Annotated in this window: 7 protein-coding genes and 1 pseudogene; 3 read left to right on the top strand and 5 right to left on the bottom strand. The window is 75.6% G+C overall.

Features of this window, described 5'->3' with window-relative positions; translation table 11 throughout:
* The 3 genes and pseudogenes from ABZU69_RS34990 to ABZU69_RS34980 form a co-directional block, all read left to right on the top strand.
* A pseudogene (locus ABZU69_RS34990) lies at positions 1 to 594 on the top strand (type I glutamate--ammonia ligase); the annotation flags it as partial.
* Positions 595 to 715: 121 nt separating this feature from the next.
* The gene (locus tag ABZU69_RS34985) at positions 716 to 1,081 is read left to right on the top strand and encodes a helix-turn-helix transcriptional regulator (RefSeq protein ID WP_354968539.1); all 366 of its coding nucleotides are present in this window, start codon (positions 716 to 718) and stop codon (positions 1,079 to 1,081) included.
* On the top strand, positions 1,078 to 2,058 hold the full coding sequence (locus tag ABZU69_RS34980; protein WP_354968538.1) for a hypothetical protein: 981 nt from the start codon (positions 1,078 to 1,080) through the stop codon (positions 2,056 to 2,058). The genes ABZU69_RS34985 and ABZU69_RS34980 overlap by 4 nt, the downstream gene beginning before the upstream one ends.
* Before the next feature lie 8 nt (positions 2,059 to 2,066).
* Here ABZU69_RS34980 and mptB (ABZU69_RS34975) read toward each other — a convergent pair whose 3' ends face one another.
* The 5 genes from mptB (ABZU69_RS34975) to ABZU69_RS34955 form a co-directional block, all read right to left on the bottom strand.
* Positions 2,067 to 3,548: a polyprenol phosphomannose-dependent alpha 1,6 mannosyltransferase MptB gene (mptB, locus tag ABZU69_RS34975; RefSeq protein ID WP_354968537.1), complete on the bottom strand. Its 1,482-nt coding sequence runs from the start codon at positions 3,546 to 3,548 to the stop codon at positions 2,067 to 2,069.
* Positions 3,549 to 3,562: 14 nt separating this feature from the next.
* Positions 3,563 to 4,963, bottom strand: a complete 1,401-nt coding sequence (gene mptB / locus ABZU69_RS34970; RefSeq protein WP_354968541.1) for a polyprenol phosphomannose-dependent alpha 1,6 mannosyltransferase MptB — start codon at positions 4,961 to 4,963, stop codon at positions 3,563 to 3,565.
* Positions 4,964 to 5,034: 71 nt separating this feature from the next.
* On the bottom strand, positions 5,035 to 6,684 hold the full coding sequence (locus tag ABZU69_RS34965) for a hypothetical protein (RefSeq protein ID WP_354968536.1): 1,650 nt from the start codon (positions 6,682 to 6,684) through the stop codon (positions 5,035 to 5,037).
* Positions 6,677 to 9,715, bottom strand: coding sequence for a bifunctional [glutamine synthetase] adenylyltransferase/[glutamine synthetase]-adenylyl-L-tyrosine phosphorylase (locus ABZU69_RS34960; protein ID WP_354968535.1), 3,039 nt, complete (start codon positions 9,713 to 9,715; stop codon positions 6,677 to 6,679). The genes ABZU69_RS34965 and ABZU69_RS34960 overlap by 8 nt, the downstream gene beginning before the upstream one ends.
* Positions 9,715 to 10,482 (bottom strand): type 1 glutamine amidotransferase, encoded by a 768-nt coding sequence (locus ABZU69_RS34955; protein WP_354968534.1) that lies wholly within the window; start codon positions 10,480 to 10,482, stop codon positions 9,715 to 9,717. The genes ABZU69_RS34960 and ABZU69_RS34955 overlap by 1 nt, the downstream gene beginning before the upstream one ends.
* Between the last annotated feature and the right edge of the window lie 100 nt (positions 10,483 to 10,582).

The following is a 10,582-nucleotide window of genomic DNA, read 5'->3' as shown; positions in this document are numbered from 1 at the left end:
TGGCTCAACGGCGAACCACTGTTCTACGACGAGACCGGCTACGCCGGCCTGTCCGACATGGCCCGCTGGTACATCGGCGGCCTGCTACACCACGCGCCGTCGCTGCTCGCCTTCACCAACCCGACGGTCAACTCGTACCGCCGCCTGGTGCCGGGCTTCGAAGCGCCGGTCAACCTGGTCTACTCCCAGCGCAACCGCTCCGCCTGCACCCGCATCCCGGTGACCGGCAGCAACCCGAAGGCCAAGCGCGTTGAGTTCCGCGTCCCGGACCCGTCGGCCAACGTCTACCTGGCCTTCTCCGCGATGATGATGGCCGGCCTGGACGGCATCAAGAGCAAAATCGAGCCGCCCACGCCGATCGACAAGGACCTCTACGACCTCCCGCCCGAGGAGTGGGGCGACGTCAAGCAGGTGCCGGGCTCACTGCCGGCCGTGCTCGACTCCCTGGAGGCCGACCACGACTACCTGCTCGACGGCGGCGTCTTCACCCCCGACCTGATCTCCACCTGGGTGGAGTGGAAGCGGGCCAACGAGGTCGACCCGGTGCGCCTGCGCCCGACCCCGCACGAGTTCGCCATGTACTACGACTGCTGAGCTGCGTACGACTGCTGAGCATTCGCTCGATCACCGGCTGGGTCGGCTCCGCGATCGCGGAGCCGACCCAGCCGCTTTATAACGCCCCCCGATATACCTTCGTCTCCGATATATTGAGGCGGTGGAAACACCGCTGCGCGAACCCACCTTCCTGATCCTCACCGCGCTCGCCGCCGAGCCAATGCACGGCTACGGGCTGATCGGTGAGGTCGCCACCCTCTCCGACAACCGCGTGTCCCTCCGCCCCGGGACGCTCTACGGGGCGCTCGACCGGCTGGTCGACGCCGGCCTCGTCGAGGTCGACCGGGAAGAGGTGGTGGACGGCCGGCTGCGCCGCTACTACCGGCTCTCCCCCGCTGGCGACGCCACGCTGAGCGCCGAGACCGAGCGGCTGCGCCGCAACGTCGAAGCCGCCACCGCGCGGCTGTCCAAGCGGACTCGCGCCGCCCACCCGATCACCCCGCGCACGGCCGGAGGGCTGGCATGAACGACCTGGAACGCCGTTACCTCCGGCTGCTGCGCATTTACCCCGCCGACTACCGGCGCGCCCGCGGCGCCGAAATCGTCGGCACCTACCTGGACCTGGCCGCACCCGGTCGGCGTTGGCCCTCGCCCGCGGACGCCGCGGACGTCCTGCGCGGCGGGCTCCGCCAGCGGGTGCGCGCTGCCGGCGCGGCCGACCTGGTGCCAGGCGTACGCCTCGCGGCTGTCCTGGCCCTCCTCGCCGCCACCTCGCTCGCCGGGGTCTGGGCGGTGCTGGAGCTACGCCCCGCTCCGCCCGGCTTCGGCGAGCCAGCCGCCGGGCCGTTCGTCTCGCTCGGCATCATGGCGTGGACCGCCTGGCTGCTCGCCGCGGTGGTGCATGCCCTGACGCCCGGTCGGTGGACCCGGCGCGCCATCACGCTCGCGGTGCTCCTCACGGTCGCACTCGTCCCCGCCGCCGCACTCACCGGCCTGCCGCGCCCGCCGCTGTTCGTGCTGCTACCGCAGGTCGCGTTGGGCCTGGTCGCGCTCGGCGCATCCGACGGGCTGCCGGCGCCGCTGCGGGCGGTGCCGCTGGTCGCCGCTGGCGCCGCCAGCCTCGCGGGGACGAATCTGTTGCCCCCGGACGTGTTCGCCTCGAGCTACTACACCTGGACCGTGGTCCCGGTTCTGCCGAGCGCCGCCGTGGCGGTGCTCGCCGTGGTGGTGCTGCTCGGCGCGGGGCTGGTGCTGCGCCGCGACCACCGGGGCGGCTGGGCCGGCCTGATCCTGCTCACACCGGTGGGCCTGCTGGCCCTGCAGCCGCTGGCGGGGGCGGCGGACGGCCTGCCGAGCAGGCTCGTCCCGAGCTGGGCGGCGCTCGCCGCGACGGCTGTCCTGGTCGCGTTGGTCGGCCCCGCCCTGCTGCCGCTGGCGCTCGCCCTGCGCGCCCGACTGGCCCGACCCCGCGCCTCCTGCCCTGCCTGCGGCGCCCGCCGCTAACCTCATGATCAGCGCGGTCGGGGATGCTGGCGCAGGGCGCGCAGGAGCACAGTCAGGAGTAGGGCGGTCATCGCCACGGCGCCGGGGGCCTTGGTGAAGCGGGCCAGGTTGGTGCCGTCGGGTAGTGCGAGGAAGGCCGCCACGGCCGCCGGCAGCACGAACCACGTCGTCCGCATGGCGGTGAGGGCGAGCAGCGCCAGCGGCCAGGTCGCGTACCAGGGGTGGAAGACCGGGGACAGGACGACGGTGGCGACCAGCGCCAGCGCCGCGCCGTGCAGCGCCACCCGGGGGCGGGTCGCGTCGATCCGGGCCACCCGGACGTCGTTCGACGCGCGCAGCGTCCGCCAGGCCCGCCACCAGAGCACCACCAGCACTCCGGCGAGCAGCAGCAGCGCGACCGCCCGGACCACCGGCACCGCCGCCGGGCCCCCGCCGACCAGCGCGCCCGCGTAGTCGACGACGAAACCGACCGCAGTGGGCGGCGACGTCCACTGCTCGGAGTCCCCGCTGTGGGTCAACCCGCCCACCCAGCCGAACCCGAGGCCGGACAGCGCCGAGGTGACCAGCAGCGCGGCGAGCAGCCCGCCGGCCAGCCACCCGCCGTCGCGCAGCAGCGCCCGCACGGTGTACCGGCCGTGCACCGCGGCCAGCGCGGCGAACGGCACCACCACCACGGCACTCGCCTTCACCGTCACCGCCAGCCCGAGCAGCGCCCCGGCGAGCAGCAGCGCCGCAGGTCGGCCCGGCCGGCGGATCACCACCAGCAGCCCGCACAGCAGCAGGCCCAGCATCACCGCGTCGTTGTGCGCGCCGGCCACCAGGTGCACCCCGACCAGCGGGCTGGCCAGCGCCAGCCAGGCGGCCCGTCGGGTCGGCACCCCGGCCGCGCGGGCCAGCGCGGGCAGACAGAACGCGGCCAGCAGCAGGCCCGCCACCGCGATCACCCGCAGCAGCACGATCGCCCCGGTGAGCCCGCCGCCGAGGCCGACCGCGAGCGCCGCGAGCAACACGAAGACCGGCCCGTACGGGGCGGGGGTGTCCCGCCAGATCGACGCCACGGTGTCCAGCCACGGGCAGCCCGCCGCCGCCACCGGAGTGGCGTACGGGTCGAGGCCGTGCGCGTACGTCCAGCCCTGGCAGGCGTACGAGTACACGTCCCGGCTGCCCAACGGCGGCGCGAGCAGCAGCGGCAACGCCCACAGGCCGGCGGTGACGTACGCCCACCGCGTCGACGGCGCGCCCTCGCGCAGCGACCACCACGCCCCGACCAGCAGTGCGGTGCCGCCCAGCCAGCAGATCAGCGTCGCCGGGCCGCCCGGGGAGCGCCAGATCGACACCGGCGTCGCGCCCAGCGGGGCGTCGGCCAGCGCCCCGCCGAGGTACCCGGCAACGGCGAGCAGGGCCGCGCCGGCCAGGCCGCCGTACCGGGCGGCACGCGCCGTCAGCGGACCGGGAGCGGCGGATGGTGGTGGGGCGCCGGGAGCGGTCACCGGCGCACCTTCCCTCAGTCGGCGGCGACCGGCTGGCGGGCCGCCCGAGCCGACCGTACCAACCGGATGACCACCACGATCACCAACAGCGTCATCAGCGGCGCCCCGACCGACTTGGTGTACCGGGGCAGGCCGGTGCCATCGGGCAGCACCAGGAACGACGCGACCAGGGCCACCACGGTGAACCACCGGGTCCGCCGGGCGGTGGCCGCCAGCACGAACAACGGCCAGGTCCAGTACCAGGGATGCACCACGGGAGAGAGCGCGACCGTGAGGGCGAGCGCGAGGCCGGCGTAGAACAGCGGATCGCGGGTGCGAGCCCGCCACCAGAGCCAGACCAGGAGTACGGCCAGGAGCACGACGGCGATCCCGCGCGTCACCGGCAGCGCGTCAACGTGCCCGCCGAACAGCGCCGCGACAATGCCGACCGTCTGTCCGACCGCTGTCGGCGGGGATGTCCACGCGACGGCGGCGCCTCCCTGGGACAACCCGCCGACCCAGCCGAAGTCCAGCCCACCGGCGGCGGTCACGCCCACAACGGTGGCGACCGCGCCGCCGACCACCCAGCCGCCGTCGCGGATCAGAGTCCGGATCCGGAACGGCCCGGCGGTGGCCGCCAGCGCGGCGAACGGCACCACCACCACGGCGGTGACCTTGATCGCCACCGCGACACCGAGCAGCACCCCGCCAACCAGCAGCAGCCCACGCCGTCCCGGCCGGGACGCCACCACGGCCAGCCCACCGACCAGCGCGGCGAGCATCAGCACGTCGTTGTGTGGGCCACCGATCAGGTGCGCGGCGACCAGCGGGCAGCCCAGCGCCAGCCACACCGCCCGCTTGGCCGGCACGCCGGCTCGACGAGCCAGCGCCGGCAGTGCCGACGCGCTCAACACCACCCCGACCAGCGACAACGCCCGGAACAGCACGATGCTGGCGGTCAGCGAACCGGCGACCTTGACCACCGCACCCGCGATGAGCACGAACAGCGGACCGTACGGCGCCGGGGTGTCCCGCCAGATGTAGGAGACCGTGTCCAGCCAGGGACAGGGCAGGGCGGAGACACCCTGCTCGTACGGGCTGATGCCGCCGACGAAGCTGGCGCCCTGGCAGGCGTACGCGTACACGTCCCGGCTGCCGGTGGGCGGCGCGACGAGCAGCGGCAGCAGCCAGAGCGCCACGGTGACCAGGGCCCAGCGGGTCGACGGCCCCCCGTCGCGCAGAGCCCACCAGGCGTATGCCATCAGGCCGATGCCGACCGCCCACGCGGCGAGGATCAGCGGTCCGTTCGGACCCTGCCAGATGCTGACCGGGGTGCTGCGCAGCGGGCCGCCGGGAAACGCGCCCCCGAGGAAGGCGGACAGCGCGAGCAGCGTCGAGCCGGCCAGGCCGGTCCAGCGCGCGAGGTGGTGAGGCACGTCCGACATGCTGCCAGCCCGTCGGCGGGGAGCCGACGGCAGGCACCCGGCCGGAGTGCGTCCCCGGCCGGTCAGCAGTGGTTCGCCGGTGCGAGGCCGCTGGAGATCGAGTAGTCACCGGCGGCGCGAACCCGCACCTCGGTCCACCCGTTCGCGCCGGGCCGCACGCAGCCGTCCGGGCCGGTGAGCGACAGCCAGCGCGACCAGCGGACCCGAACCAGCACGTCGCCCGGCGCGGCGGTCAACCGGACCGAGCCCCGGTCTGCGGCGACGAGCTGGCCCGGGTCCCCGACCAGCGGAGTCGGATCGACCACGGCATACATCCGCCAGGTCGGATCACGCCAGACCTCCCGCAGGTACGGCAGGCCGGTGCGGATCAGCTCGGCCTCGTCGCGGCCCCAGCGGTCCGCGGGAGCGTCCGCGAGCACCACGTAGGTCACCGCCACGTCGCGTAACCAGTGTTCGTAGGTCTCCGCGCTCAGGCCGCCGTCGTAGAACAGCGCATTGCGATCGCTGTCGACCTGGCGTTCCCAACCGCGGGCCAGCGGCACGGTCGGCGGCAGGTACGCGGACTCCCAGTGGTCCCGCAGCGGCACCACCTCGACCCGCCCGACCGGCTGCCGCCGCTCCAGTTCCGCGACGAGCGGCCGGTAGAACGCCGCGGCGCTCTCCGCGGCGCCGGCCCGGACGACGTCGCTCACCATCACCGGGGGCTGCCACCACACGGTCGCGGCGAGCAGCCCGGCCAGCCACGGCCCCGGAAGCGGGGCGTACCCGGCCAGCACGGGCAGGGCGAAGAGCATCGGCAGGCGCAACGCGTTGGAACCGATCGGGCTGGGCACGTAGTAGGCCCCGACCAGGAGCAGCACCGTGAGCACCGCGCCGACGCGCAGCACCCGGCGACGACGGGGCAGCACGACGCCCACCAGCACCGCGAGCGCGACGTTGATCCGCATCGACTCAGCCGAGTAGGGCTGGGTGCCTCCGTTGCCGAAGAACAACGCGATCGGAGCCAGCGTGACCGCGGGTGCCACGGCCAGGACGACGCCCTCCGCCAACGGTCGCTCCGCCCGCCAGCCACCCGGCAGTGGGCGGCCCGGCCCGTCACCGCGGCGCAGGGCGGCCAGCAGCAACGCCCCGCCGGCCAGCCCGGTGAACAGGCCGGCGACCGGGCTCGCGGCCGTCGCCAGGGCGGCGCAGGCGGCGGCGAGCGCCAGCCGTACCGAACGCGGTGGACGCTCCGCGCTGACCGCGCAGAGCGCCAGCAGCCCGAACGTCAGCCCCACGGCGAAGGTGATCCGGCCGCTCGCCAGGTTGCCGACCAGCACCACGGCACCGAGGACGCCGGCCAGCAGCGGCCGGCGAGCCCGATTCCGGTGGAACAGCCAGCCCAGCGCGGCCGCGCCGAGCACGGCGGCCACGGCGCCCAGCGGACGCACGCCCATCAGTGCGCCCAACCGGGCCGTGAACAGGCTGTAGCCGTACTGGTTGACGCCGCCGTACCAGCCGAGGTCGAGGGGCGTGGCACCGTACCGGTCGGCGAACTCGGCACGGGCCACCTGGGCGGCGAGGTCGGTGCCCATCCGCGGCGCGAGCAGGAACACGGCCGCGAGCAACACCGCGACCCCGGCAGCCGGCGCCCAGACCGCGTACGGGGATCGGGCGCGTCCGGTCCGCCGGCCGGCCGGTGTACCGGTCGGCTGGGTCAGCGCGTCAGGCATCGAGGACCCGTTCCGCCGCGGCGCGGGAGCGGCGGCCCGTGCGCAGGTACTCGTCGAGGAACTCCCCCGGGTCGTCCCGGCCGAGCAGCGCGACCACCCCGGCCAACTCGACCCCGTGCCGGGGCAGTTGGTCGCCGGCCCGACCACGGACCAGCATCAACGCGTTACGGACCTGCGCGGCCAGGGACCAGCCGGCCGCCATCTCGGCGGCGTCCGCCGGGTCGATCAGGCCGGCCCGCTCGGCGGCCGCGAGCGCGTCGAGGGTACGCGTGCCGCGCAGCGCGGGGACCGCGCCGGCGTGCCGGAGCTGGACCAGCTGCACCGCCCACTCCACGTCGGCCAGCCCGCCGCGGCCCAGCTTGGTGTGGGTGGCCGGGTCGGCGCCGCGGGGCAGTCGCTCGGTCTCCACACGGGCCTTGATCCGGCGGATCTCGACGACCTGCTCGCGGGTGAGCCCCTCGGCCGGGTAGCGCACCGGGTCGATCAGCGCCTCGAACTCGGCGCCCAGGTCGGCGTCACCGCAGACGAACCGGGCGCGCAGCAGCGCCTGGGCCTCCCACACGCGCGACCAGCGGGCGTAGTACTGGGCGTAGGCGGCGAGGCTGCGCACCAAGGGGCCCTGCCGGCCCTCGGGGCGCAGGTCGGCGTCGACGCCGAGCGGCGGGTCGGGCGCGGGCACGCCGAGCAGCCGGCGCAGCTCCTCGGCGATCGCGTGGGCGGCGGCGCTGGCCGCGCTCTCGTTGCTCCCGGCGGGCGGGTCGTAGACGAAGAGCACGTCGGCGTCGGAGAGGTAGTTCGACTCGTACCCGCCGAGCCGGCCCACGCCGATCACCGCGAACCGCAGTCCGGGCGGTGCCGGCTGGCTGGCCTGGGCGGCTCGCAGCGCGGCGGCCAGGGTGGCGTCGGTGACGTCGGCGAGCGCCGTGCCGACGGCGGTGATGTCGGCCAGCCCGGGGGCCGGCCGGGTTCCGCCGTCCGTACGGGTGGGGGTGGGCGCGAGCGAACCGGCCCGGCAGAGCACGTCGGCGCACGCCACCCGGACCAGCTCCCGGCGGCGCAACGCGCGCACCGCCCGGGTGGCCTCGACCGGGTCGGTGTGCCGGGCCGCCGCCGCGAGAAACCCCTCCCGGAGCACCTCGCGTGGGCGGGGCGCCAGCTCGTTCTCCTCGGCCAGCAGCCGCAGCGCCTCCGGATCCCGCGCGAGCAGGTCGGCGGCGTACCGGGAGAGGGCGAGGACCCGGGCCAGCCGTCGGGCGACCGGGCCACCGTCGCGCAGCAGCCGCAGATACCAGGGGGTGCTGCCCAGCTTGTCGGAGACCTGTCGGTAGTTGAGCAGCCCCCGGTCCGGCTCCGGCGCGTCGGCGAACTCGCTGAGCAGGACCGGCAGCAGGGTCCGCTGGATGGCCGCGGTGCGGCTCACCCCTCCGGTGAGGGCCTGGAGGTGGCGCAGCGCCCCGGCCGGGTCGGCGAAGCCGAGGATCTCCAGCCGGTGCCGGGCCGCCTCCGGGGTGAGCCGCAGCCCGTCGGCCGGCACCCGGGCGACCGACTCCAGCAGCGGTCGGTACAGCAGCTTGGCGTGCAGCCGGCGTACCTCGGCGGCGTGCGTCACCCACTCGGCCCGGAAGGCTTCCACGGCGCTGCGCCCCGGCGTCGCCGTGTAGTCCAGCGCGGCGGCGAGCCAGCGCAGCGCGGCCGGCTCGGTGGGCACGGTGTGGGTGCGCCGCAGGCCCTGCAACTGGAGTCGGTGCTCGATGCCGCGCAGGAAGCGGTAGCCGCGCAGCAGCGCCTCGCCGTCGGCACGACCGACGTAGCCGCCGGCGACGAGCGCGCGTAACGCCGGGATGGTGCCGGGCACCCGCAGCGTCTCGTCGCCACGACCGTGCACGAGCTGCAACAGCTGAACGGCGAACTCGATGTCGCGCAGCCCGCCGGAGCCGCGCTTGATCTCGCGCTCCAGCTCCTTCGGCGGGATGTTGTCGATGATCCGGCGCCGCATCGCTCGGACGTCCTCGACCGCCTCGGGCCGTTCCGCCGCTCGCCACACCAGCGGCGCGAGCTGGTCGATCCACTCCTTCGCCAGCGGCAGGTCACCGGCGGCCGGGCGGGCCTTGAGCAACGCCTGGAACTCCCAGGTGCGCGCCCACCGGCGGTAGTAGGCCAGGTGGCTCGCGAGGGTCCGCACCAGCGGGCCCCGGTTGCCCTCCGGACGCAGCGCCGCGTCCACCGGCCAGGCGACCAGCCCGCAGATGTGGATCAGCCGGGTCGCCACCAGGGTGGCGGCGGAGAGGTCGGCGTCCTCGGCGGCCACGAAGATGACGTCCACGTCGGAGACGTAGTTCAGCTCGTCGCCGCCGCACTTGCCCATCGCCACCACGGCCAGCCGGGGCCGCGCGGTGCCCGCGGGCAGCTCCGCGACCGCGACCTCGTACGCCGCGGCCAGCGTCGCGTCCGCCAGCGCCGAGAGCGCGGCCATGGTCTGCTCCAGGCCGCGCCCGCCGGTCAGGTCGGCCGCCGCGATCCGCAGCAGGGCCAGCCGGTACGCGGACCGCAGCACCGCCACCGGGTTGCCGTCGCCGGCCGGCTCCAGCCGCCCCTCGGCGGTGGGGGCGAGCCCGTCCGGGGCGGTGCGCAGCGCCGCGTAGTGCTCGGGGTGGGCCACCAGATGGTCGCCGAGCGCCGACGAGGCGCCGAGCACCGCGATCAGCCGCCGCCGCAACCCGGAGTCGGCGTGCAGCTCCGCGAGCAGCGGCGACCCGGGGTCGGTCACGCCGGGCGCGGTGCCGCCGTTCGTGCGGCGTTCGGCCTCGACGATGCGGTGCAGCTGGCGAAGCGCCAGGTCCGGGTCGGCGGCCCGGGACAGCGCGGCGAGCAGCTCCACGGCCGGCTCGTCGACCGGCTCCTGCTCCGCCGGCCGCCACAACCGCAGCCCGTCCGGGCCGAGCAGGTCGGCGGCGCGCGCCCCGCCGTCGCCCTCGGCGGTGCCGAAGCCGTACCGGGCGAGCCGGCCCGACGCCCTGGTCGGCCGGCTCATCAGTGCCCGAGCAGCGGCAGGCCACGCCGCACGGTGCTGTCGTCCAGCTCACCGAGGGCCAGCGCGGCGAACCGGGCGGCGAACGGCTGCCAGACCTCCTCCACGTCGACCATCACCGAGGCGCAGGCCGCGACCACCAGCTCCGGGTCGTAGCCCAGGTCGGCGAGGAGCGTCGAGTCGGCGGCCCAGTCGGCGATCATCGCGGTGTCGCACTCGATGTGGAACTGCAGCCCCCAGGCCCGGTCACCGAGCCGGAACGCCTGGTTCGGGTAGCGGGTGGAGGCGGCCAGCAGGGTGGCGCCTCGGGGCAGCTCGGTGATCTCGTCCGAGTGCCACTGGAGCACGTCCGGGATCAGCGGCACGTACCGGAAGAGCGGGTCGTTCTCTGCGGCGTCCCGCCGGCCGACCACGCCGGGGCCGATCTCCGGCCCGGACGGGCTCCGCTCGACCAGCCCGGCGTGCGCGGCGGCGAGCAGCTGCGCCCCCAGGCAGACGGCCAGCGTGGGCACCCGGTGGCGGACCGCCTTGCGCAGCAGCCCCTCCACCGCCGGGAACCAGGGTGCGCCGGGCGAGCCGTCCGGCAGCGGGTACGCCTGCTGCTCGCCGCCGAGCACCACGAGCGCCGCGTACCCCTCCAGGTCGGCGGGGAGCTCGTCGCCGGCGTGCGGGCGGACCACCCACAGCTCCAGCCCAGCCTCGGTCAGCCATTCGCCCAGTCGGCGCAGGTCGTCCGACGGGTCGTTCTCGATCACCAGCGCGGTTGCCACCCGTCGAGGCTAGCCGGTGCGCCGCCGGGCGCCACGCCCCGCCACGGCCCCGCGCTCTCCGCCCCCGCCAACGTGCGCCGACCCGGCGCAGCGGGGTCGA

The organism is Micromonospora sp. NPDC005206, assembly GCF_040608175.1.
Classification (GTDB): Bacteria; Actinomycetota; Actinomycetes; order Mycobacteriales; family Micromonosporaceae; genus Micromonospora.
Note: the sequence above shows the minus strand (reverse complement) of the source record. Positions and strands in the feature narration are given on the sequence as shown.

Excerpts from the sequence above, each read along its gene's own strand:
- ABZU69_RS34980 (WP_354968538.1), top strand. The coding sequence starts at position 1,078 with ATGAACGACCTGGAACGCCGTTACCTCCGGCTGCTGCGCATTTACCCC.
- ABZU69_RS34965 (WP_354968536.1), bottom strand. The coding sequence starts at position 6,684 with ATGCCTGACGCGCTGACCCAGCCGACCGGTACACCGGCCGGCCGGCGG.
- ABZU69_RS34960 (WP_354968535.1), bottom strand. The coding sequence starts at position 9,715 with ATGAGCCGGCCGACCAGGGCGTCGGGCCGGCTCGCCCGGTACGGCTTC.